This window comes from Laceyella putida (assembly GCF_042665195.1).
Taxonomy (GTDB): Bacteria; Bacillota; Bacilli; order Thermoactinomycetales; family Thermoactinomycetaceae; genus Laceyella; species Laceyella putida.
This window is the reverse complement of record NZ_JBHTBW010000044.1, coordinates 1-22,106: the sequence shown is the minus strand read 5'-3', so window position 1 is coordinate 22,106 and position 22,106 is coordinate 1. Positions and strand designations below refer to the sequence as shown.

The window sequence follows — 22,106 nt, the reverse complement described above, 5'->3', positions numbered from 1 at the left end:
CACATGAACAAAATCACTATCCGATGCTTTGCCGGACTCGGTGAACAGTTGGGAGCGTCGGTCGAACTGACTGCGGAACATCCCCTCACTGTCGCCGAGTTGCGCCAACAACTGAGTGAACGATATCCAGACAGTCGAGACATGATTGCGCGTGCCATGGTCGCCGTCAATCAGGAATACGCCACCGAGGCGACACGCCTTACCAGCGAGGACGAGATCGCTTTGATCCCACTCGTCAGCGGTGGCTGAAACCCATCCTAAAGGGGTTTTGCTTATGAAACCAATCAGTGATGCCATGGGGCGTCCCTTGCGCGACTTGCGCCTGTCGGTCACCGATCGTTGCAATTTCCGTTGCCGTTATTGCATGCCGGAAGAAAAATACGGTGCCGACTATCCCTTTTTACCCCGGGATCAACTCCTCACGTTTGAAGAACTGACCCGCCTCACCCGCCTGTTCGCCTCGTTGGGTGTGGAAAAAGTGCGCATCACGGGGGGAGAACCGCTCCTTCGCAAAAACTTGCCCGATTTGATCCGCATGCTCGCGGAGATTGAAGGGATCAGCGATCTAGCGTTGACCACCAACGGAGTGTTGCTCAAAACGCATGCCACCGCCTTGCATCAAGCCGGGTTAAAACGAATCAACGTCAGTCTGGACACGTTGAACGAGGAGACATTTCACAGGCTGAATTCCCGCCATCACCGTGTCAGCCAAGTATTGGAAGGTATTGAAGCGGCGGCGGCGGCGGGCTTGCAGGTGAAAGTGAACGTCGTTGTCATCAAAGGCACCAACGACCACGAAATCGCCCAGATTGCCCGCCACTTCCGGGATACGCCCCATACGGTGCGCTTTATCGAGTTTATGGATGTGGGCAACAGCAATGACTGGGCCCTATCCCAAGTCGTTCCGAAGCAAGAGATCGTGAAGCGCATCGCGGCCGAACTTCCTGTCGAGGAAGTGCCTCCCCGCTATTTTGGCGAAGTGGCCACGCGTTATCGCTATCAAGGCACAGACAGGGAATTTGGCGTCATCTCTTCCATTACTGAGCCCTTTTGTTCTTCCTGCACACGAGTTCGCCTCTCGTCCGAAGGCAAATTATACACCTGCCTGTTTGCCTCAACCGGGTACGATGTGCGGAAGTTGTTAAGAAGCGATGCCGGTGATGAGGAGATCATGGCCTATCTTATCCGCCTGTGGCAACAGCGTCGCGACCGCTACTCGGATGAACGCCTCACCACCGGGCAAACCGATCGGCAAAAAATCGAGATGTCCTATATTGGCGGATAAGGCAAAAAGGAATACACTAAATATGCACATCACCGCAGTGGAGGCTTAGGTTGATGAATGAAATAATCATTAAAGAAGTGATCGACATTTCGCCCCATATCCATACTCTCTCTGATCTGTTGGTGAAAGTGGTGAATGATGGCGCATCGATCGGGTTCCTTCCCCCATTGGAACAAGGGGATGCGAGAGATTATTGGCTGGATGCGCTGAAACCCGAAGTGATTTTATTGGTCGCGACCTTGGACCATGAAACGGTCGGGAGTGTCCAATTGCATTTATGTCCCCGACCCAATGGAAAACACCGGGCGGAAATAGCCAAGCTAATGGTTCATCCCCGGTTCAGGCGCAAGGGTATTGGACGCATGCTGATGGAACATGCCGAAAGGAAAGCAAAACACGAGAAACGTAGCTTATTGGTGCTTGACACGCGTGAAGGGGACCCTTCCAATCACCTTTATCGTTCATTGGGATACATCGAAGCAGGGCGAATCCCCCAATACGCGGAGTCTGCCGGAGGAATCCTGGACAATACGATCTTTTATTACAAACAATTATAAAAATGGCCGGGCATGTGCTTACCCGGCTTTGAAGTTGGCAAGGCTCCCGCGGTGTGTCCACCTGCACACTACGGGAGCCTTGTTTAAATTATTCCATTCATTTTTCGCAACCGTCCGAATTTGCGGTCGTTCCTATTAGCCGAACAACGCTTTCAATTCAGTTATCTTCGCTGGATCAATCGGCTCTAATGATTTTCCGTTGACCCGCACACCCGAACCGAAATGGACCTCTAGGACACCGGTCTGTTCTACAAACGCCGGCAACGACTCGACAGTCAAACCGCTTCCGGCCAATATCGTCAGATGGGTTCCCCGGGTCATCCGCACCAGCTTGGCCAACTGCGGAACGGCATCGAGTGCGCTTTTCTTCCCTCCCGAAGTCAAAACCCGCGTCACTTGCGGATAGCAAAGCAATGTCTCCAGCGCCGCTTCCTGATCCTTCACTTCATCAAAGGCACGATGAAAGGTTACGTCCAACCCTTCCGCCGCTTCAAGCAATGACTGAAGCGCCGCTTCATCAATCGTCTTCTCTTCCGTCAGCGCACCCAAGACCACACCCGGCGCGCCCAAGCGCTTGACAGCATGAATATCCTTAATCATGGTGTCCAAATCGTCCCGGTTATAGCAAAATGAACGGCTATGTGGCCGAATCATGACATAGGCCGGAATCGAAACGCGCTCCACCACTTCCTCAATCAAACCATGGCTGGGAGTTAAGCCCCCTTCGGCCATTCCCGTCACTAACTCAATGCGATCGGCACCATGTTGGTCTGCTAGTTTGGCATCCGTCAAATCCGTTGCAATGACTTCTAGTCGCATTCGTAACCCTCACTCAGCATAAAAAATTTTACTCATTTCTTTGCCTTACAATAGCAAAAAGTGCCAAGGGTTACAAGATATCAGAAAAAGATGAAAGACTTCGTAAACTTGCGCGCATCCTGAGAAACACACCAGCCAGGTGCGCGGCGTCGGGAAATTTGCGAAAACCCATTTACAAACATATGTTCTCGTGTTACACTATGATTAGTTGCTGTTAGATTAGTAACACATTGGCTGAATGGAGAACATCACCCCCATTTGCCTCTTTTCGGCTATAAGTGAATATCCCTGAATGCGAGCACATGGGATATGAACAGTATTGCCCCCCTAATATTCTTTCTATTCATGGCAAACGCCCCCTCCGATGCTTTTCGCTTCGGAAGGGGCGTCTTTTTCATTCAGCTACCTTCGCCTGTTCAAATTCGCTTGTTTGCTTCGTTTTTTCCACTTTTCTTTTTCCGCCCGAGCCAACCGTCGGTTCTCTTTGCGTTCGAAGTAGGCCTGTTCCCTCCGCAGCTTCTGATAGTTTTCGAAACGGTCTTGCGCCAAGCTTCCCTCCATGAGCGCTTGTTCGATCGCGCATCCCGGTTCTCCCCGGTGAAGGCAGTCGGAGAAACGGCAGGCCTGCGCCAATTGTTCAATATCCTCAAACGTCTCCTGCAAGCCACGCTCCGCTTCCCAGAGTTGCAACTCGCGCATGCCTGGCGTATCGATCATAGAGACGCCTTGGGGCAAGAGAAACAATTCCCGATAGGTGGTCGTATGTTTTCCCTTGTCATCCCCTTCGCGAACCGCTTGCACCTCTTGTTGTTCCGTCCCCAAGAAATAATTGATCAACGTCGACTTGCCCACCCCGGAGGAGCCGAGCAACGCAATCGTTTGGCCAGGTTGCAGATACCCCTCCAGCTCATCCAGACCCTGACGGGTCCAACTGCTCACCGCATGGATCGGCACTCCCAGAGCCACCGCTTCCACTTGCGCCACCTTGTCGGCCACATCCCCGCACAAATCAGCCTTGCTCAACACAATCACCGGTTGCGCTCCGCTTTCCCAGGCCAGCGTGAGATACCGCTCGATGCGCCGCACATTGAAATCCTGATTTAGCGCATTGACGAGAAAAACCGTATTCACATTGGCGGCAACGATCTGCTCTTGCGACGTGTTGCCGGCCACTTTACGGGAAAACTTACTGAAACGGGGCAAGATCGCATGAATGGTGGCTCTTCCCTCCCCCGTTCTGGGCCGGATCACCACCCAATCACCAACCGCCGGATAATCTTCCCGCCCTGTCGCCTCATAACGCAGTTTCCCCGTCAATTCACCCAATAACTCCCCCTGTTCCGTCCAGAGGCGATACAATCGTTTATGCTCAAGGGTCACGCGTCCAACCGTAACCCCTGTCTCTTCATAATGGCGAAACGCTCCCGCCAAAGCGGGGGTCCAACCCCACGTCCACTTATCCAAATGCGAGTCCTCCTTATGGATCTGTTTGCCGGCAGATCACAGAGAACCCCCATCCCCCGTGCTAGACGCAAAAAGGATTCTCCATGTCCTGCCCTGTCACTTGCTCCCGCTTGTTCATGTCAATCATCACCATATGACATCTCTCCTTTTTGCCAAAGTTGATTTTATTATATTGCTAATGATTCGACATAAGCAATAGCGGGTATCCATATGGAAACACACAAAGAGGTGATTTCCATCAAAACAAAGTCGACTTTGATCTGTCTTGCCACTCTGGCATTGGAAGGCTTCATGACTTGGATCATTGCCTTCGCCATGGGCATCGCATTTGCCGAAATCACCTTCTTCCAGGACTTCTCTTTACCGTCTTGTTCTATTATTTCAACACTTTGGGCGGATTTACCACCACGCTGGTTAATCTGCATGTGCAATCAAGCACGGGCATCCGCGCCGAAAATGAAAAAACTTCATTACGGTCAAGCCCCGTTATGATCGGTTCCCTCATCTACCTCATCCTGTCCGCCGGGTTGACCGTCATGGTCTATTGGCACTATTTCACCTAGCAAAATCCCCCTTGCCTCATACGGGAGCAAGGGGGATTTTGCTTATTTCCGCACTCTTCCAAGCAATAAGTCCGCCAACGTCGTATTTTCTAACAATTCCGCCACGGTTTCCCTGATTAACATCCACAAAGGCCGCAGTAAACATATTTCTTCCAACGCACATGGCTCATAGGCGGTCACACTCACGCAACTCATCGGTGCCAGGGGGCCTTCCAACTTCCGGATCACCTCGCCGATCACAATCTCTTCGGGTGAACGATTGATCTTATATCCCCCGCGGCTTCCCCGTTTGCTGGTCACATAGCCCAAATGTTTAAGCTGCAATAAAATATGTTCCAAATAACTGATCGGCACCAGTGTTTTGTCCGAAATATCCGCGATGGTCATCACACCTTGCGGTTGTTGCCCCAAGATGATCAAAGCGCGCAGCGCGTATTCGCCCCGTGTTGATACTTTCATTCACTCGCCTCCGTTATGCCTGATGATGGGGGGTGTGATTTTTTGTGCTTGATCACCGCATACGCGATCGCCGCAAACCAACCGATATATAAGATAAAGTAAATGCCGGTATGCGCGGACTCAGGGATAAAGGAGAAACTGCCCAGCAACGTTTTCACATTGGTGACGATAATCAAGCCCCCCACGGCCACCCCCAGCAAGTGGGAAGGGATGATCCGCACCAACCACGCCGCAATCGGAGCCGCCACAATCCCTCCAGCCATCAACGCAATTACCCAAGGCCAACTGATATTTTCCCAACCCAAAGAAATGATGAAACCGATTGTGGCTGCCGTGGCCACCGCAAATTCACTGGTGTCGACCGAACCGATCACCTTGCGCGTTTCCAAGTCTTGTCTGCTTAATAGCACCGGTGTGGTTAACGGTCCCCAACCTCCACCGCCTGTCGAGTCGAGAAAGCCGGCAAGCAAGCCCAACCCGGCAAGAAAACCCGTTGGTTTCTTCCCACTGTCCTTGACGACCTTGATCGGTCCGAACAGAAACCGGATCAACACATAGATGCCCAACAGAAACAAGAAGGCGGATACATAAGGCTTCACCAGATCACCCGGCAGCTGACTCAAAAAGCATGCCCCCACAAAAGCGCCGATCGAGCCGGGGATCACCAAGCGGGACACGGTATACTTATCCACATTGCCAAAGCGCAGATGCGACACGCCAGACGCGGCCGTCGTCACCACTTCAGCCATGTGGACAGAGGCGGAAGCGACTGACGGGGCGATTCCAAACATCAGCAACAATGAAGAAGAAGTGACGCCATAGGCCATTCCCAGCGAACCATCAACCAATTGAGCGGCAAAGCCAATCAGTGCCAGCACGATCAATTTTTGCATTTTTTTCTCTCCCTCGATTTTGATAAAGTCGAGCTGAATAGTCGACTTTAAAAAACAGATATGCACCATCAATCCGGACATAAGAAGTATAAATCGAATGAATTTCTGCTAATTTAAATTTAAACAACCATCGGGAAAGTGTCAATTATTATTTTTATAATCCAACCCTATTTAGTCGGAATTATTTTATCCTCTATTCTATCTACTTTTGATTTTTCCGTCTACCCCTTATTTTTAGGGTTGTTTTTGTGCCATCCACAATCGGTTCATACAATTTTTAACAGAAAAATATTTTTCGGAAATTAGGCTCATCGCACTCTACCAACGGGTATATATATGAAGGCATGCCTGCACACGCAGATTTCATTATCCATCGAATGGGGGATTTTACCATGGCGAGACGCGTCGTTACCTTGACCAAAGGATTGGATACACAAATGGTACCCTACCGCTTGTACCAAAAAGCGAAGCGGTTTGGCGTCTGGAACCCGGAAGACATTGATCTCACCCAGGACATCCAAGATTGGCAACGTTTTTCTGACACGCAGAAAATGGAGTTTTTGAGCATTGCCGCCAACTTCCTGGCCGGAGAAGAAGCGGTGACGGTGGATTTGCTTCCGCTCATGACCGCGTTGGCGCGCGAGGGCCGTTTGGAAGAGGAAATGTTTCTGACTACCTTCTTATTTGAAGAAGCCAAACATACAGAATTTTTCCGCCTCCATCTCAACGCCCTCGGCGTAACGGAAGACCTCACCCGTTTTCTCTCCAATCGTGGCGCGCCCGAGCTTTTTCTGTATGACCGTGAAGAACACCATGGCCAAGAAAGCAATACCCTTTCGCGCATCATGAATCGGCTTTTGACGGACTCATCCCCTGAAGCCTTTGCCGATGCGGCCATCGTCTATAACATGCTGATTGAAGGCGTTGGCGCCGAAACGGGGTATTGGTTTTTCGAGCAAGCCCTTGAGAGACAGGGGTACATGCCCGGCTTGATGAAAGGCATCCGGTTGATCAAAAAAGATGAATCCCGCCATATCAGCTACGGTACATATCTCTTGCATCGCCTGATCCAAGAACATCCGCCTCTCTACGACTATATCATGAGCCGCATGGAAGAATTGAATCCCATCCAGGAACCGACTCCCCAAATGATCGCCAACTATCCCAATTCATTTGGGGTGACCTTGGAGGAACGCATCCATTTTTCCCAAAAACAATTCGTCATCCGCAAGCAAATCATCGCGCGGGCCAAAGAAAAGTCATTGGAAGAGATCTATCGCCAATTTGGCCTGGAACAACTCTAGCAAATGGAGACGGGCATCCTCGTGAAACGAGTCGAGGTACGCCGCCTGAAATCTTCCGCGCATTCTTTCCCCTTTCGCCGCTCGTGCCCCTTCGCCCGAGCGGCTTTTTGTGCACCTCCTGTAAAAAAATGTCCACATTATCGTCAAGTTCATTTCAATTGACCCGCCAATTTTTCTCTCGGATTAATTTATTATTAATATAAATAGATTTATAGGATTGGAGACTTACCATGCCTAAAAAGATATATGGTCTCTTTCTTGTCGCTCTCTTGATCAATGCAGTACTCAGCGGTTGCTCCAATCAAAATCAGAAGCTTGCATACCAAGCCGATCATCAGCAAATCATCAAAGCAACACCTATGCCCAAACGCATCAAATATGTTCCACCACCGGAAGAGACCGCTCTGCAAAGCAATGGACCCAAGTCTGAATCAAAGCATATGCATTTTCACGGACCGCGTGGACTCAAACTGGTCGCCCTTACATTTGACGACGGACCCGATAAGAAATATACCGGTCAAATCTTGGACATTTTAAAGAAAAACCGCATCCGTGCCACCTTCTTCGTGTTGGGCAAACAGGTCAAAGCCCATCCCGATATGCTCAAACGCATACATAACGAAGGGCATATCATCGGTAACCATTCTTGGGGGCATCCCTATCTCCCCCATCTGTCAAACCAGAAACTGGCCCAGGAAATGAACCAAACCAATTATGTGGTCAATCAATTGATCGGGAAAGACATGCGCTTGATGCGGCCCCCTTATGGAGCGGTCAAAGGCAAGATCAAAGCCTTGGAGCAAATGGGATTTGAGATGGTTCAGTGGGATATCGACACACTCGATTGGAAAAAGGGTCGCACGGCCGAGGATATCCTGCAAACGGTCAAAACCAACTTGGCTCCGGGCAGCATCATCTTGGAGCACAATGCGGGCGGACCACGGGATGCGACAGTCAAAGCACTGCCACCACTGATTGAATACTTGCGGCAGCAAGGGTATCAATTTGTCACGATTGACGAATTGTTGCGGATTCCCGCATATAAATGAGCAAAACAGCGGATTACTTGGGTTGTGCCCAGTGATCCGCTGTTTTTTCACGAAGCGAGAGAGGAAGAGGAAACGTCCCCCGATTTCACCTTGGTGGAGGATTGTTTCAATTGCGCCACGATAATAAAGCTGACGATGACCAGCAAAAACCACGAACTCAACTTCCCCAAGTCGACGATTTGCCAAGCTTCCCGTTGATAGGGGTATTGCCATGCCCCAAAATAGGTGGCGATATTCTCGGCCACCCAGATGAAGAAACCGATCAGAAAATAAGATAGCACTTGCGGCATGCGATAGGTCGTGCCACTGACCACGAATCGGACATGGGAGCGGAAGAACACCAAAACCAGCGCCCCCATTAAGCCCCAACGCAAATCAACGATATAGTGATGTGTAAAAAAATTGAGATAAATGAGTGTCGCCAACGAGATCGTCCATCCCAGCTTGGGCCAATGGATCAATTGCACCCGCAACCGCCGCCACGCCTGGCATAAATAACTGGCCACGCTGGCATACATGAATCCGCTGTACAGCGGCACACCCGCCACCTTGGACCAAGCCGGTTCGGGATATGACCATGATCCTGACTGGACTTTGAATAGCTCCAGCAGCAAACCAAGCAAATGGAAGAGCAGAATCACTTTCAGTTCGTCCTTGGTTTCCAGTCCAGTTACGAGCATGATCACCTGCATCGCGAGACATACCAGCAAGATAAAATCATATCGGTGAAAAAAGGTCCACGAGATTTGCTTTGACAACGCCAAGGTCAGGAAAATCACCGCCGGAAAGAGGCACGACATCGCTTGTTGGTAAGTAAAATGGCTTAACTGTTTTATCCCTGTCAATTTCTCCGCTCCTATTCTATTCATATCAAATCAATTATTTATTCGTAGAATAGAACCATTTTGTGTCTAGAAGCTATTTCAAAACCATCTTTTGGCTGGAGAAATGGCTATCGCGATCGCTCCAACACCGTTTTCCCATTCGCTTCACTTATCCATCGGCGCTCATCGAACAATCCAAAGGACCCGCCTCCCAGTTGACTGGGGAGACGGGTCCTTCCATTACGCCCGTGTTTGTCTTGTCGCTTCCTCAAATTCCGCTTCGATTTCCGCCGATGGTTTCGGCGTGAGCAAGCTCACGATGATGATGGCCAGCGTACATGCGATAAAGCCGGGGATAATTTCATACACTTCATCCAACGCTTTGATTTGCTCCCAGACGATCACGGTGACCGCTCCGGCGATCATGCCCGCGATTGCGCCCCATTTGTTCATGCGCTTCCAATACAAGCTGATCAAGACCACCGGCCCAAACGCGGCGCCAAAGCCGGCCCAGGCGTATCCGACCAGATTCAGGATCGTTTCGTTGGGATTCAACGCCAAATATAAAGCGATGAGGGAAACCCCCAACAGGGACAGCCGACCGACCAGCACGAGTTCTTTATCCGATGCCGAGCGGCGGAAAAAGGCCTTGTAGAAGTCTTCCGTCAACGCGCTTGCCGTCACCAGAAGCTGCGAAGAAATCGTGCTCATGATCGCCGCCAGAATCGCCGCCAACAAGAAACCGGTAATCAGCGGGTGGAACAGCACATCGGACAATTTGATAAAGACCGTTTCCGGATTATCCAATTTCATTCCTTGATTGTTAAAGTAAGCGATTCCAAACAAGCCTGTCAACATCGCCCCCACGACGGAAAAGACCATCCAACTCATGCCAATGCGGCGCGCGCTTTTCATTTCTTTCACGGTATTGATCGCCATGAACCGCACAATGATATGGGGTTGTCCAAAGTAACCTAAGCCCCATGCCAAGAGAGAGATGATGCCGATCACGCTTGTCCCTTTAAACGCATCGAGCAAAGTGGGATTGATGCTGTCAATTTGAGCCAAGGTTGAACCGAGCCCACCCGTTTCCATCAACGTGACCACTGGCACGAGAATCAGGGCGACCACCATGATCGTACCTTGGACAAAGTCTGTCCAACTGACCGCCAAAAAGCCCCCGAATAGGGTGTACAGAATGACCACGCCGACCGAAATGAGAACGCCCCACAGATAATTCATCCCAAACGCGCTTTTAAACAATTCCCCGCCGGACACCATGCCGGAAGAAGTGTAAAAGGTAAAGAAAATGAAAATGACAAGTGCAGACACCACACGCAAAATTCTTGATTGATCCTTAAAGCGGTTCTCAAAATAAACCGGAATCGTAATCGCGTTTTGCGCCACTTCGGTGTAAGTGCGCAAGCGCGGCGCCACATACAGCCAGTTGAGATAAGCCCCCATGGTCAAGCCGACCACAATCCAGCCGCTGCTCACCCCGGTTGCGTACATCGCGCCGGGCAAACCCATCAGCAACCAACCGCTCATATCGGAAGCGCCCGCGCTGAGCGCCGTTACGGCTGGCCCCAGATCGCGTCCCCCCAACATGTAATCAGAGAGATCGGCTGTGCGCCTGTAAGCGAAATAACCAATGATCAGCATGCCCACCATGTATATGCCGATCGAAATAATGACGCCATACTCCATACCTGCCACCTCTTTCATCTTTTACATAAATTTGATATAGATACAGAAATAACCTAATTAAATAAAAATAATACTCTTAGTAAAATAGTATGACACAGGTTATAATTTTCGTCAATTTGGTGACATTTATTTCTAATCGGCCCTGTCACTAGTTCAAACTGGCTCTTAAGGCGACCATAATCAAAGACCCCTTCTGTTCTGCCATCTCTCAGAACAGAAGGGGTCTTGTCAGCGGCGTTCCGCTTGCAATTCTTTGGCAATCTGGAAAAGTTGGTCAAAAAACCGAGCCACTTGTTCATCCGTGACAGGCCCCTGATTTTTTTCCTGCATCTTCGCAATAATCTCCCGCTCCCGCTTTCCATCCACAATCGGCTGTCCCGTCCGTTTCTTGACCTCTCCAATCTCAACGGCCACTTGCGCCCGTTCGTTCAACAAACGAAGCATCTGCTCATTGATCCGATTCATCTCTTCGCGTAACTCCGGCATACTGCGCGGCTTCCCCAACATCACCTTTTCTGCACTCGCCCACTTTTCCAATGGCGCCTCTCCTCTCATCTCGACTATCATCAGGCCACACACTTAACAGACGGGGCAATCTAACTATAGAGCCCGATGGATCCATTCATCACTTATATAAATATTTCATTTATTTAACCATCATTCCATCTTTTATGTCAATGGGTCGTACCTATTTCCACACATGAAAACCCGTTCCCTCTCGGGAAACGGGTTCAATCTCCTTATCTCATGGATGGTTCCGCCACTTTGACCAACTGTTTGCCCAGGTTCTCACCGGTAAACAGACCCAAGAACGCTTGTATCGTGTTTTCAAAGCCGTCCACAATATTTTCTTCATATTGAAGCTTGCCCGCTTGCAACCACTCGGCCAACTGGCGGTACCCTTCGCCGAAGCGCTCCGCATAATCGCTCACGATAAAGCCTTTCATCAACGCTTTGTTGACTAAGAGCAACGGCTGGATGCGCGGCCCCACATTCGCGTTCTCCAAATTGTACAGCGAAATTTGACCGCAGATCGGAATCCGCGCGAAGGGGTTCAAAAGCGACAGCACCGCATCGGAAATCTCGCCGCCCACATTGTCGAAGTAGACATCCACGCCATTCGGACAAGTTTCTTTCAGCGCCTTCACCAAATTGGGTGTCGTTTTATAGTTGATCGCCGCATCAAAGCCCAATTGATTGATCAAATACTCATTTTTCTTCTCAGAACCGGCAATGCCCACCACACGGCATCCCTTAATTTTGGCGATTTGTCCGACGACCATCCCCACCGCACCGGCGGCACCGGATATCACGACCGTTTCCCCCGCTTTGGGCTGACCGATGTCCAGCAAGCCAAAATACGCGGTTAAGCCTGTCATGCCGAGAATGCCCAGCGCCGTTGTCATCGGGGCCACCGTGGGATCTATTTTTTTTACTTGTTTGGCGGAAGCCGTTTGAAACTTTTTCCAATCCAACATTCCGACAACAATATCCCCTTGGCTGAGACCCGTCGCCTTGGACTCGATCACTTCACCGACCACCCCGCCGGTGATGGGCTGGTTCAGCTCATACGGAGGAACATACGATTTGCGGTCACTCATGCGGCCGCGCATATACGGATCAACCGAGAGATACAACGTTTTGATCAAGACTTCTCCATCGGCCGGTTGCGGCACGGGAATATCCTCCCACTTGAAATCGGCTTCAGTCGGCATCCCTTGTGGCCGTTGAACTAACAAAATTTGTTGGTTGTTTTCACTCATACTGATTGGCTCCCTTCAGTTAAGAACGCTGATTGGTTCGGCGCGATTGCCGCATCATCCTTTTCAATTGCTCAAGCAACAAGGCCGCATCTTGCTGGGTCATCCCGCTTTGTTCCAGCAGCATTTGCGGCAGGTTGGTCATCTCGCTCCGCAACGCTTCCGCTTTTTCATTCAATGTCACGATCACTTTCCGTTCATCGACCGTTGAACGTTGCCGTTTCACCCATCCCGCCTCTTCCATGCGCTTCAGCATCGGGGTGAGCGTTCCGGAGTCGAGATACAGCTTTTCCCCCAATTGCTTGACAGTCAACTCTTGGCCTTCCCACAATGCCAATAGCGCAAAATACTGCGGGTACGTGATTCCCCAACGATCCAAGACGGGACGGAATAAACTGCACAATTGTCGGGAATAAGCGTAAAGAACAAAACAGAGCTGGTTTTCCAACCGCTGCATGTGGCCTTTTTCCACACCCACTCCTCCTACAAGACCTGGCCAAGCTCTTGCCAGGTTAACATTATTATACACAATTTAATTTCGCACAATCAAATTGCTCGCCAATTTTTATCGATACCAATCAGCTCCAAAAAACGAGCCTCCCAAACGGAGAGGATCGTTCACAACATTCTGCCTTTATCCTCCTGACACATCCGCCAATGCCCGCACATATTCTTCCGCTTTCCGTCTCACTTTGCCGGCGTCCCCCGTGCGCTCCGCCTCCTTGGTCAAATCCCCGCCAATGCCCACGGCGACGGCACCGGCGGCTATCCATTCCCGCAGATTGCCCAGCCCCACCCCACCTGTCGGCATCACATGAAGTTGGGGCAGTGGCCCTTTCAACGCCTTAATCATATCAGGGCCAAAAACTTGCCCGGGAAATAACTTGACGATATCACAACCCGCTTCCAACGCCAGAGCGGCATCCTTCACCGTCATCACACCCGGCATGACGGGGATTTTATAGAGATTGCACAGGCGAATCACCTCTTCGTCCAAGTAGGGGGTCACCACAAATCTCGCCCCGGCCAACATCGCCAACCGCGCCGTTGTCTCATCCAATACCGTGCCAACCCCAATCACAATCTCCTCATTTTCGCGATAGGTCGTTGACAGTTGTTTGATCAGCTCCAACGCGCCCGGAGTGGTCATCGTCACTTCAATGAACTTGATCCCGCCCGCGATCGCCTCCTGAACGTAGGCCAACCCTTCCGCTTCCGACTTCGCCCGAATCACAGCCACCAGCTTTTCCGTCGTCACCCGCTCGATCACCCTGTATTTGTCCATCACCATCTACCTCTCGATCTGTTGTACTTTGGCTTTGCCCAAGTTCTGCCCATCCCGCACCACCCTTGACGTATCCACTCCTTCCCCGCGAATCTGACGCAACACAAATTCACCAAAAGGATCATTTCCCCAAGCGGCTGAACCATCCCGCCTCAATCCCCAACCGGGCCAGTCCAATCGCCACATTGGACTCGGCCCCTCCAAAAGACCGCTCATACAAATGCGCCTCTTGCAGCGAACCCGCCTTGAGCGGCGACAACAACACCATCGTTTCCCCAAACGTGATCACCTGTGGCATGTTCACGACTCCTTTGGTATCTGCTTCTTCCAGTGATCTGACTGTACCTATGCACTTTCCCAAAAACATTATGTATCGGAATACTGTAAATGGAGGGTGATGAATGGTTATACAGGCCAACCTTCATAAGAGATTGTCGATATAATTAACAATTCTATATCATCGCCCAATTTCCCGCTGTCGCCGATTCATTTTCAGGCACCCCAGCTGAATCAACTCCCCTTCATCAAAGCCCGTAGCCAGCCACAGCCGCTCTCTGCTCTGCAACAAGTATTCCGCATGATCGATCGTGAAATGAATCACGAACAGGGCAATCACACCGATGGCCACATCGATTCCCCGCACCAGATCTTGTTTCATCAGAGACTCGACCGCAGCCACACTGCTAATTTCCGGATACCTCTCTTCAGGAAAATATTCCGGTTCATCCGCCCACTCCTCATCTTCTCCATCCCATTCACTTGAACCAGCAATATAGAGCTGAAGCCCCTTCTCCGTTTCAAAGATCCCAAACAAAAGGGCCTGTATATCATCATATGGAGGATTATGTTTCCACAACCGCAACAACCAAGAGGAAAACTGGGCATATCCTTGCGCCAAATTCAACTTTTCCCAATCATCAGGGAACAAATCCAGCTGTTCAGCCATTTTGGCCATCCGTTGTTCCAGTGTAAGCGTCGGCTCCCATAATTGTTTCGGGAACGGATGCGTATTCATCTGGGCAATACTCCTTTCTTCTTTATGGAAGCCAATAAACGAGTCGGCAAACACTCTTTTCAGACTTTGGTGAAACATTGTATAATGGTACCGTAACAGGCAGGCAACCTGGTGCAAAGATCACCCTTTGCGCCAGGACCGAAAAGCTCTCCGCTTGGAGGGCTTTTTTGCGTAATGCCGCATAAATCTCCAACTTGCTGGCAATCTCATCAACGGTTGATTTCATCCCGCACCCTCACATACTCGATAATCAGCCATCAAAAAACAATAATAATCTTATATTTATAAATTATTTTGTTGATTATAAAATAACAATTCGATTATAATGGATTTTGTGATTATGCAGTGCGGAAGGGGAGTACATCCATGCTCATTCAACAAGGACTCTCCGAGTTGAAACTGATCAAAAAACGCATGGCCAAAATTCAAGAAGAACTGAGTACATATTCCGCTTGGTCCTCCAAGAAGAAACATCCTTGGGGCATCAAAGGGGCCAACCAAGAATACAGCGTCAAACAAGCGGAGAAAGAAGTGCAAGCCAAGATCCAAGCTTACCATGATCTGGCGCAACGCTTCTTCACCATCAAATCGGCGATCGACCGCACCAACCTGGAAACGAAGATTACCGTTGCGGGCAAAACCTTCTCTTTGCACGAAGCCCTGCTTTACAAAAACCATTTGATCGCCATGAACAAAAGCCTGGTGGAAGCCTGCAATTTGGCCATCCGCCGCGCCGAAAGCGAAGTGGAACGGTACAACAGCAAAAAAGAGCGCGACTCCGTGGACAACGCCGACTTGCTCTACCTCTTCCCACGCCAGGAAGTGGAGAAAGTCAACCAGTTCAACATCGAATTCATGGAGCAGGTGGACGCTGCCTTGCAGATTGCCAACGCCACGACCCAACTGATCGGCATCGATGAATAACGCATGACTTATCCTTGCTTTTATGGCGTAGTAAACCCCAAAAAATGCTTATTATTTCGGGTCCTTTGATATGACTATCCTTTCAAGATAGATCCATATCATGGACTCCCTTAAAAGATTCAGTGCTCAGTGAGTTTCGGCTGCCTTTCACGCAGTTTGGAAACGGTTAGTGTTCGAGTGCTTAGTGTTCTTTTCACCTAGTGCTCAAGGCTCATTGCTCAGCGATCGACAAAACCCAGTTCTGACTTTCCTGGCCGAGGGCAGTTCGCAGCTGTTGGGGTTTGAGGTGCTGGCTGCCATAAAAGCGTTTACTCCCATCCTGTTCGGGTGGGAGTTTTTTTCTCATCACATTCGCCAGACAGTCAAAACAATGTCATGTTCCTCATCATCAACGCACATGCCGAATGCCAACGTTTTCTCCACCATCAAGAAATCAACAAACCCTTTCCGGCATTCCAAAAAAGCGATATGAAACACCTGTGCCAGCGACAAGGCGATGCCTCCCGTACTGTTGGAATCACAATCAAAGTACAAAACCTGACTGTTTAACAGGTGCTGATTGTTTGCCATCAACTGCTTCAACTCATGTTCGAGCTCAGGCGTATCTTTGCAATGCATTCCGACCAGCTGCCGCCAAGCCAAATCATAGCCGCGCCTTTTCAATGCATGGCTTTGTTCCATGGAGATGAAATCGCTTTCCCTAATTTGTAGGTGATAGTGATCCGCGAACAGGCTGATCTTTCGCTCTCTACTTCTCCGCCTTCCATTTTGGCTTATGAGCTCACACATGCGCTGTTTTCGTTCTTCTTGATTCATCGCCTCATCAACATCCTTTGTTTTCTATCGTCATCATGCACAAAATAAAGGCGGATGCCCAAATGAACACCTGCCTTTACCGAAAAACGGGACTGATGGATTTACTTTGTCACCCGTCATCTGTGATCCGTTTCCGTCTGAGATCTCACTTTTTTTCAAATTGACCCACTGATACGCCCAGCGGAAGCGGTGTCACCAATTCTTCTGGATCGCAGGATCGCTGCGATCTTGGCAAGCAAACAGCCGTTACTTCACATGGTTCAAACACTGTTTAGCCAAACGATTCCAACGCAAGGGCGATAGACGACTGAACTTCCCGAGACAAATCAGTCCGCTCCAGCTTCTTCAATGCGAGATACGCCTTTCCTTTCAATCCAGGCTCTTCCCCGGGCTCCAACTCCGCTACACTCATCCCCATCGCCATCGCCGCTTTCGCTCTAACCAATGTCTCTTCATCCTCCAACATAGGCAACAAATGTGGTATATTCCTTGGATTGCGCATTCGGCCCAGCATATAGGCTCCCCACACCCGGCTTCCGATCCAATCTGACCGAATCGCTTTCAACAAGCCAGGAACCATACCGTCTATAACAAAGGCATTCTCCATGGCGATCATGGCGGCCCAATAGATTTTGTATGGGTCATAGGGGACCATCGTATCCAAAATGATCGGGATCACGGCTGGATCTCTAAACGAAACGATTTTTTCCACCAACGCATCGTACTCATCGATCAACTCAGGCGTCAACAACGAATCGTCTTCAGGTAAAGGAGAAATCTTCGTTAACCGCGACACAAGGGCTGATAATTCCTGTTTCAAAGCAATCCCCTTCTTTCAACAGCCTCACAACACCCGCTCCAACACCCAATAACCCGCCGGATTATGAAACAAGTCTTCCGGATGGTATTGATCACACGGTACTTCACCGATCCGGTAGAGCGGCGCCTCCGGTGCCAAGGCAAAGGTTTGCCCCGCTTCTACTTGAGCTTTTTCTATCAAGAGATAAAGCAGAAATTGGTCAGCCAGATAAACGGCTTCGTCCGGCGGCAACTCCTCATCCTTGATCAAGACGTCCTTGAAACCAAATTGCTGCATGCCACAGGTATAAATGCCCGCCTCGCCCTTGAGTTTGGCGACAAAGGCGCCGTACAGCGCCACTTCATCTAAATCGCGGCTCATCTCCAGCCATGTTTCCTTGCGGTGGGCGACACCGGCGGACTCCACTTTCACCGTCATGCCGCCCGCGTCCAGGATTTTCGCCCCGATGCGCATCAAGGCTTTCAGGTCGTCCAGCTGTCCTGATTCACAGATGAGATAGAGGATATGGGTATGCCGGTCGATCTGCGCCAGCTCATCCTCGGTCATATTGCCGTAACTGGCGTAATGAAAAGCGTCCCGCAAGCTGGGGTCGTGCGGAACCACATTGATTTCCAAATGGATGCCGGTCTCCACCTCCTGCAAGAGAAAACCCGCCATGATCAGATTTTGTTTGACAAACTCGCCAATCATCGCGGATCGATCCGGCCAACATCCCGGTATGCCAATGATCGTCGTCATGTTCATCCATCCTTTGTGCGTTATTCATGTGTTGATCCCTTAACAACTTCACGAAATAAGCTATTTGGGGTTTAAATACGGATTTGACCCTATGTGTCAACTCGATGAAGGAACGAGTCATCCAACGTATGTAATCGTTACCCCGTTCTCTTCACCAAACAGGCGGGCCAAAAACATCGCCGCTCCCTTGGGATAATACCTTGCATCGGCAACCTCGATCTCAATGGTTTCCTCGGTGCCAAGCCGAACGGCGGTGTCACGGTCAACCTTGAAGATGACCTGATGCTCAGACAGGATCACCGCTTCCACCCCACCATAGGCGGAACGAAGCTGATCGCCCCACTCAATATGAACGCCCTCCAACCTCAGTTCGCGATCTTGGTCGTCGATCTCGAATGACCGGCTGAGCAATAGGTACTCTTTCACATCAAACTCATCATCCGCAAAGCCGAATTGGATCACCCCTTCTTCCACTTGCATGCAGAGCGCATTCCCTTTCAGCTTCGTTGTCATATGCAACCTCTCATTTCTATGGATTGCCATACCCTTATATAGTAAAATCATTTTGAGGTGAACCCATGAATCACGCATCGCAACTGGAATCCATATCCATCCTGGGCAGAATGGCCTTTGCCATCGCTTGTTTGGAACAAGTCTGCCAAGCGTGGTGGATATTCCACGAGCAAATCAGAGCGATTTTCTCATTCCATGGCCAAAATATAAAATGGACGACTTCAGTTAAAGTCGTCATTCCGTAATGCTTGCGCTTTTTTGTATAGGGTCATTTTCTTTTTCCTGTTCTTCTCTCCTGACTCTGGCCCTTGAATCAGCGTCAACGCTTCCCGCTTTATTCTCTTAAGATCAAGCGCGTGTTCGATGATGTCAAAAGAACCCAGCTCCAATAAGCGAGCGAGCGACTTGATCTCTTCGCAAGAAATGTCCCTTTTCTATATATCTTCTGAACTCCCATGTGGCATTGATCAGCTCGTTTTCTTCCAAACCGCTTAAAAGTTGACTTAACAACACCCAAATAGCCTTCGCTTATCGCCCAATTTTGATTTGCCCATGGACAACTCCTAAAAACGTATTGCGGGAAAGGGGAAAAGGGATTCAGGTCCATTGTCTTCCTCTATCTTTCATTTTTTCAACCGAAAGACATAACCTTATCGGAACCTCCGGACTTTCACTTAGAACGAGCAACCTAAATATCACACTTTCTCCAATCGTCCATACCGCCATACTCTTGGCATGGTCAAAATCCCCCTCAACATCCTCGATCCAGTCATACCGAAAAAAACATGGATCACCCAATATCCATATGAGTTGATCCAGATAATCAGTGAATTTAGTGGTAAATTCGCTTAACTTTTCTTCATACATCTCATAATCGCTTATAAACTGATCCATTTCTTCATGCACTTCTATAGTTAACTCAAGACTCCCAACCCTTCTCCCTAAAAAATACACAGTGACACTCATCTGTTTATCCATTACAAGAGTAAGTCTAAAGCGGTTTTCCACTTTGCTTACCAGTCCAAAACGCGCTGCAAAATCAGCTAAACGTTCACAAACCCCCTCTTTTTTCAAATCGTTTGTTTCATTCTTCGCCATACATATAAATTCTTCAATGACTTCCAGTTTGCCGGAATAAGAATGAAATCTTCCCCTCAATCAATAGTCACCCTCTTCAATCTTTGTCCCCCAATAACGCCAATGCGTGTTTGTGTTTTCAATCTGAATCAAAGAAGCATCATTTTTCTCCAATGCATTAACGATCAGACGAAAAAAACGATGTTGGCTAGGCTTATCATCTTCATGGTCCCACTCATCCGTTCTAAAAAACATGGGCATTAACTGAATGCCCAAAGCCGCAAAAATCCTGTGATCATCTAGCCACATTTTGTCCTTGTATAAGAAGCTTAATAATCTAATAAATGTTGTAGGTGAATATTTATTGATATCTAAGCCCGCTTTCCTGTAATCTTCTATGGATGGTTGGAAGGAAATAGGCTCGATACCGTATTCAACCCATCTTCTCCCTCTTCATATGCTCCAAAAGAGATAAACGCTCTTCGATTATTGTATGTTGCCTTGATTTTAACAGCTAATTCCGTTCCTGTTAATAAATTGTTCAATTGCTTTTGATTTAGCTTATTCATTGATAAAACCCACCGATCAAACCCTATTTTGAGGCAAGTTTAGGTTGTCATCCTCTTTTTCCACATACGCTTTCACGCCGTGATCATTGAGCAACATTTGTATTCTCTTCATTTCCATTTTTGTGCCGGAGAACAAAGCCTGATCAAGATGATTTTTTAATTCTTTCACTTCATTCATATTCAACCGCAACGCTTTTCTCAAAACCTTTAGAACTGAGGAAATATCCTCCCTGTCTTGCAATTTGAGCGCATACTTCCCCTCATTCCGCAAAATCAGGCTTCTCCATTTCTCCGGTGTTTCATCAAATCCATCTTCTTCAAAGTATGTTTTGCATGTTGAACATGAATACGAAACACTCCAAACCATTCTTTTATCGAACAACGATTGTTGCGCACTGACCTTCATCCGCTTGCCGCAAGCACAGGAAAAAACGTGTTTCATATTGGGTTTCCGTTCCAATTTCTGATGGGTATTCGCCATTTTGTTTCGCCTTCCACCCCTTGTGACGGCGGGGGCCGGGGTGCGGGGGATTGGACACACCCGGTCCCCTTTAAGCTCCACGCGTCTGAAGTAAAACATCCTCAATGGGACGCCATTTTTTCCCGCATTCTTTTGGCCAACTCTTTTCCACCAAAGACGGCTCCCAAAGGCCCCAACAAACAGATCGGTATGAACAGCAACAGTAAAACAATATAAACGATGGAGAGAACATACTCTTCATTCAAGATGCTTTTCACAAAATCGGCCAATAGATCCGTCAATATGGTGATGGAAAAAACCATATCCATGAGGGACAGGATCCGTTTCGCCGTCTGATTGTCATACCTTTCCGCCAATATGACCAACAGTCTGAGCATCCATAAAAAAACAAGAATGACCCCACCAATCATGGCTGCGATCACGATATTTTCCATTTGCATGCCGTCATCCATTCTGCCTTTTAGATAAGCATAATCAACTGTTATTTATCTGGATACCCTTAAAACCTAGTTTAATATGACCAACCATGATCCAACTACTCAAAATCCATTGTTTTGTTTTAATCCAATGACAAATTTTCAAACCCCTCTCCCCATACACCCCAAAGAATGTTATCGCCTGTGCCCAATGGGGGCTGTTGCTTTGAACCGACAACAATGATGCCCGGCGCGCCCAAAAACGGCGGCATTCCGCCAAAACACGTCAAAACTAGAGAAAGGAACCGACAAGCTCAAAAAAGAAATGAGAACACAAGTAAAAGTTGGGGAGGAAAGCGGATGGAAGCGTCTTATTACGATCGGGGAAAAACATTCATGGAAGAATTGGCGTGGGAGATGAAACATCAGCAATTGTATGTGAATGAGTCCTTTTTCCAGCATGGGCTGCAAGCAAATAAAATCTATTTTGATGAAGAAGCGATGCGCCTGGTTTATCAAGCGTTATTAAATGAATTCCTCCAAACCGATGACCCGCGTTTTCTTGCCCTGGCACAATACCTGGAGCATAAAAGCCATACAAAAAGTTTCTTGAAGAATTTGCCATCGAAATCAGGACCTCAGGAGATAACTAGAATGCGGAAGAGAAAAAAGGCCATGTTCTGATATACTTGAGACTCCACAAGGCTGAAGCCGTGGGATTCTTGGATAGTTAATGTCCTCAATCCATTTCTGCTTTGGACAACTTCC

31 protein-coding genes are annotated in these 22,106 nt (G+C 48.9%); 9 read left to right on the top strand and 22 right to left on the bottom strand.

Features of this window, described 5'->3' with window-relative positions; genetic code table 11:
* The first annotated feature begins 3 nt into the window (after window positions 1–3).
* The 3 genes from ACFQNG_RS12970 to ACFQNG_RS12960 are packed head-to-tail and all read left to right on the top strand — an operon-like array spanning window position 4 to window position 1,842.
* On the top strand, window positions 4–249 hold the full coding sequence (locus ACFQNG_RS12970; RefSeq protein ID WP_379865598.1) for a MoaD/ThiS family protein: 246 nt from the start codon (window positions 4–6) through the stop codon (window positions 247–249).
* Between the two features lie 25 nt (window positions 250–274).
* Window positions 275–1,285: a GTP 3',8-cyclase MoaA gene (moaA, locus tag ACFQNG_RS12965; protein WP_379865597.1), complete on the top strand. Its 1,011-nt coding sequence runs from the start codon at window positions 275–277 to the stop codon at window positions 1,283–1,285.
* 53 nt (window positions 1,286–1,338) lie between these two features.
* Window positions 1,339–1,842 (top strand): GNAT family N-acetyltransferase, encoded by a 504-nt coding sequence (locus tag ACFQNG_RS12960; protein WP_379865596.1) that lies wholly within the window; start codon window positions 1,339–1,341, stop codon window positions 1,840–1,842.
* A gap of 135 nt (window positions 1,843–1,977) precedes the next feature.
* On the opposite strand, the gene ACFQNG_RS12955 is transcribed toward ACFQNG_RS12960, so the two are convergent.
* Together ACFQNG_RS12955 and rsgA are read right to left on the bottom strand one after the other, a co-directional pair.
* Window positions 1,978–2,661, bottom strand: coding sequence for a copper homeostasis protein CutC (locus tag ACFQNG_RS12955; RefSeq protein ID WP_379865595.1), 684 nt, complete (start codon window positions 2,659–2,661; stop codon window positions 1,978–1,980).
* A 402-nt stretch (window positions 2,662–3,063) separates the two neighbouring features.
* Window positions 3,064–4,125 (bottom strand): ribosome small subunit-dependent GTPase A, encoded by a 1,062-nt coding sequence (gene rsgA, locus ACFQNG_RS12950; RefSeq protein WP_379865594.1) that lies wholly within the window; start codon window positions 4,123–4,125, stop codon window positions 3,064–3,066.
* Between the two features lie 210 nt (window positions 4,126–4,335).
* On the opposite strand from rsgA, the gene ACFQNG_RS12945 reads away from it, so the two are divergent.
* Complete coding sequence (locus tag ACFQNG_RS12945; protein ID WP_379865592.1) at window positions 4,336–4,617, top strand: hypothetical protein; 282 nt, start codon at window positions 4,336–4,338, stop codon at window positions 4,615–4,617.
* Between the two features lie 113 nt (window positions 4,618–4,730).
* Here ACFQNG_RS12945 and ACFQNG_RS12940 read toward each other — a convergent pair whose 3' ends face one another.
* Both ACFQNG_RS12940 and ACFQNG_RS12935 read right to left on the bottom strand, forming a co-directional pair.
* A complete protein-coding gene (locus ACFQNG_RS12940; protein WP_379865590.1) occupies window positions 4,731–5,147 on the bottom strand; it encodes an RrF2 family transcriptional regulator in 417 nt (138 codons plus the stop codon).
* Window positions 5,144–6,040 (bottom strand): sulfite exporter TauE/SafE family protein, encoded by an 897-nt coding sequence (locus ACFQNG_RS12935; RefSeq protein WP_379865588.1) that lies wholly within the window; start codon window positions 6,038–6,040, stop codon window positions 5,144–5,146. The genes ACFQNG_RS12940 and ACFQNG_RS12935 overlap by 4 nt, the downstream gene beginning before the upstream one ends.
* Window positions 6,041–6,432: 392 nt before the next feature.
* Between ACFQNG_RS12935 and ACFQNG_RS12930 the strand changes: the two genes are divergently transcribed.
* Complete coding sequence (locus ACFQNG_RS12930) at window positions 6,433–7,344, top strand: R2-like ligand-binding oxidase (RefSeq protein ID WP_379865585.1); 912 nt, start codon at window positions 6,433–6,435, stop codon at window positions 7,342–7,344.
* A gap of 230 nt (window positions 7,345–7,574) precedes the next feature.
* The gene (locus ACFQNG_RS12925) at window positions 7,575–8,393 is read left to right on the top strand and encodes a polysaccharide deacetylase family protein (RefSeq protein ID WP_379865583.1); all 819 of its coding nucleotides are present in this window, start codon (window positions 7,575–7,577) and stop codon (window positions 8,391–8,393) included.
* A gap of 47 nt (window positions 8,394–8,440) precedes the next feature.
* Here the strand turns inward: ACFQNG_RS12925 and ACFQNG_RS12920 are convergent, their stop codons facing one another.
* The 10 genes from ACFQNG_RS12920 to ACFQNG_RS12875 all read right to left on the bottom strand — a co-directional run bounded on the left by ACFQNG_RS12920 (window position 8,441) and on the right by ACFQNG_RS12875 (window position 15,210).
* On the bottom strand, window positions 8,441–9,238 hold the full coding sequence (locus tag ACFQNG_RS12920) for a DUF817 domain-containing protein (protein WP_379865582.1): 798 nt from the start codon (window positions 9,236–9,238) through the stop codon (window positions 8,441–8,443).
* Window positions 9,239–9,457: 219 nt separating this feature from the next.
* Complete coding sequence (putP, locus tag ACFQNG_RS12915) at window positions 9,458–10,924, bottom strand: sodium/proline symporter PutP (RefSeq protein WP_379865580.1); 1,467 nt, start codon at window positions 10,922–10,924, stop codon at window positions 9,458–9,460.
* 228 nt (window positions 10,925–11,152) lie between these two features.
* Window positions 11,153–11,461 carry a chorismate mutase gene (locus ACFQNG_RS12910; RefSeq protein ID WP_379865578.1) on the bottom strand — a complete coding sequence of 103 codons (309 nt, stop codon included), beginning with the start codon at window positions 11,459–11,461 and terminating at the stop codon, window positions 11,153–11,155.
* 203 nt (window positions 11,462–11,664) lie between these two features.
* Entirely contained in the window at window positions 11,665–12,687 is a 1,023-nt protein-coding gene (locus ACFQNG_RS12905) for an NADP-dependent oxidoreductase (protein ID WP_379865576.1), read from the bottom strand.
* Window positions 12,688–12,706: 19 nt separating this feature from the next.
* Complete coding sequence (locus ACFQNG_RS12900; protein WP_379865646.1) at window positions 12,707–13,141, bottom strand: MarR family winged helix-turn-helix transcriptional regulator; 435 nt, start codon at window positions 13,139–13,141, stop codon at window positions 12,707–12,709.
* Window positions 13,142–13,318: 177 nt separating this feature from the next.
* Window positions 13,319–13,969 (bottom strand): bifunctional 2-keto-4-hydroxyglutarate aldolase/2-keto-3-deoxy-6-phosphogluconate aldolase, encoded by a 651-nt coding sequence (locus tag ACFQNG_RS12895; RefSeq protein ID WP_379865574.1) that lies wholly within the window; start codon window positions 13,967–13,969, stop codon window positions 13,319–13,321.
* Between the two features lie 6 nt (window positions 13,970–13,975).
* Window positions 13,976–14,155: a hypothetical protein gene (locus ACFQNG_RS12890; RefSeq protein ID WP_379865572.1), complete on the bottom strand. Its 180-nt coding sequence runs from the start codon at window positions 14,153–14,155 to the stop codon at window positions 13,976–13,978.
* Complete coding sequence (locus ACFQNG_RS12885) at window positions 14,091–14,267, bottom strand: PfkB family carbohydrate kinase (RefSeq protein ID WP_379865570.1); 177 nt, start codon at window positions 14,265–14,267, stop codon at window positions 14,091–14,093. Before ACFQNG_RS12885 ends, ACFQNG_RS12890 begins: the two co-directional genes overlap by 65 nt.
* 159 nt (window positions 14,268–14,426) lie before the next feature.
* Complete coding sequence (locus ACFQNG_RS12880) at window positions 14,427–14,984, bottom strand: hypothetical protein (RefSeq protein WP_379865568.1); 558 nt, start codon at window positions 14,982–14,984, stop codon at window positions 14,427–14,429.
* A 22-nt stretch (window positions 14,985–15,006) separates the two neighbouring features.
* Window positions 15,007–15,210: a hypothetical protein gene (locus ACFQNG_RS12875; protein WP_379865566.1), complete on the bottom strand. Its 204-nt coding sequence runs from the start codon at window positions 15,208–15,210 to the stop codon at window positions 15,007–15,009.
* 140 nt (window positions 15,211–15,350) lie between these two features.
* Here ACFQNG_RS12875 and ACFQNG_RS12870 point away from each other — a divergent pair, with 140 nt between their 5' ends.
* Window positions 15,351–15,908: a hypothetical protein gene (locus tag ACFQNG_RS12870; RefSeq protein ID WP_379865565.1), complete on the top strand. Its 558-nt coding sequence runs from the start codon at window positions 15,351–15,353 to the stop codon at window positions 15,906–15,908.
* 345 nt (window positions 15,909–16,253) lie between these two features.
* Here ACFQNG_RS12870 and ACFQNG_RS12865 read toward each other — a convergent pair whose 3' ends face one another.
* The 4 genes from ACFQNG_RS12865 to ACFQNG_RS12850 form a co-directional block, all read right to left on the bottom strand.
* Window positions 16,254–16,724: a YxiF family protein gene (locus ACFQNG_RS12865; protein WP_379865563.1), complete on the bottom strand. Its 471-nt coding sequence runs from the start codon at window positions 16,722–16,724 to the stop codon at window positions 16,254–16,256.
* 271 nt (window positions 16,725–16,995) lie between these two features.
* Complete coding sequence (locus ACFQNG_RS12860; RefSeq protein WP_379865562.1) at window positions 16,996–17,544, bottom strand: HEAT repeat domain-containing protein; 549 nt, start codon at window positions 17,542–17,544, stop codon at window positions 16,996–16,998.
* 24 nt (window positions 17,545–17,568) lie between these two features.
* Window positions 17,569–18,282 carry a DUF4261 domain-containing protein gene (locus tag ACFQNG_RS12855; RefSeq protein ID WP_379865560.1) on the bottom strand — a complete coding sequence of 238 codons (714 nt, stop codon included), beginning with the start codon at window positions 18,280–18,282 and terminating at the stop codon, window positions 17,569–17,571.
* Between the two features lie 117 nt (window positions 18,283–18,399).
* Entirely contained in the window at window positions 18,400–18,795 is a 396-nt protein-coding gene (locus ACFQNG_RS12850; protein ID WP_379865559.1) for an Imm10 family immunity protein, read from the bottom strand.
* Between the two features lie 65 nt (window positions 18,796–18,860).
* Between ACFQNG_RS12850 and ACFQNG_RS12845 the strand changes: the two genes are divergently transcribed.
* The gene (locus ACFQNG_RS12845; RefSeq protein ID WP_379865557.1) at window positions 18,861–19,040 is read left to right on the top strand and encodes a hypothetical protein; all 180 of its coding nucleotides are present in this window, start codon (window positions 18,861–18,863) and stop codon (window positions 19,038–19,040) included.
* A gap of 352 nt (window positions 19,041–19,392) precedes the next feature.
* Here the strand turns inward: ACFQNG_RS12845 and ACFQNG_RS12840 are convergent, their stop codons facing one another.
* From ACFQNG_RS12840 to ACFQNG_RS12825, 4 genes are all read right to left on the bottom strand, one after another.
* Window positions 19,393–19,953 (bottom strand): hypothetical protein, encoded by a 561-nt coding sequence (locus ACFQNG_RS12840; RefSeq protein ID WP_379865555.1) that lies wholly within the window; start codon window positions 19,951–19,953, stop codon window positions 19,393–19,395.
* Entirely contained in the window at window positions 19,954–20,289 is a 336-nt protein-coding gene (locus ACFQNG_RS12835; RefSeq protein ID WP_379865643.1) for a DUF7003 family protein, read from the bottom strand.
* A gap of 168 nt (window positions 20,290–20,457) precedes the next feature.
* Window positions 20,458–20,682: a hypothetical protein gene (locus ACFQNG_RS12830; protein ID WP_379865553.1), complete on the bottom strand. Its 225-nt coding sequence runs from the start codon at window positions 20,680–20,682 to the stop codon at window positions 20,458–20,460.
* 341 nt (window positions 20,683–21,023) lie between these two features.
* A complete protein-coding gene (locus ACFQNG_RS12825; RefSeq protein WP_379865550.1) occupies window positions 21,024–21,362 on the bottom strand; it encodes a hypothetical protein in 339 nt (112 codons plus the stop codon).
* A gap of 336 nt (window positions 21,363–21,698) precedes the next feature.
* On the opposite strand from ACFQNG_RS12825, the gene ACFQNG_RS12820 reads away from it, so the two are divergent.
* Window positions 21,699–22,022 (top strand): hypothetical protein, encoded by a 324-nt coding sequence (locus ACFQNG_RS12820; RefSeq protein ID WP_379865549.1) that lies wholly within the window; start codon window positions 21,699–21,701, stop codon window positions 22,020–22,022.
* Window positions 22,023–22,106 lie beyond the last annotated feature (84 nt).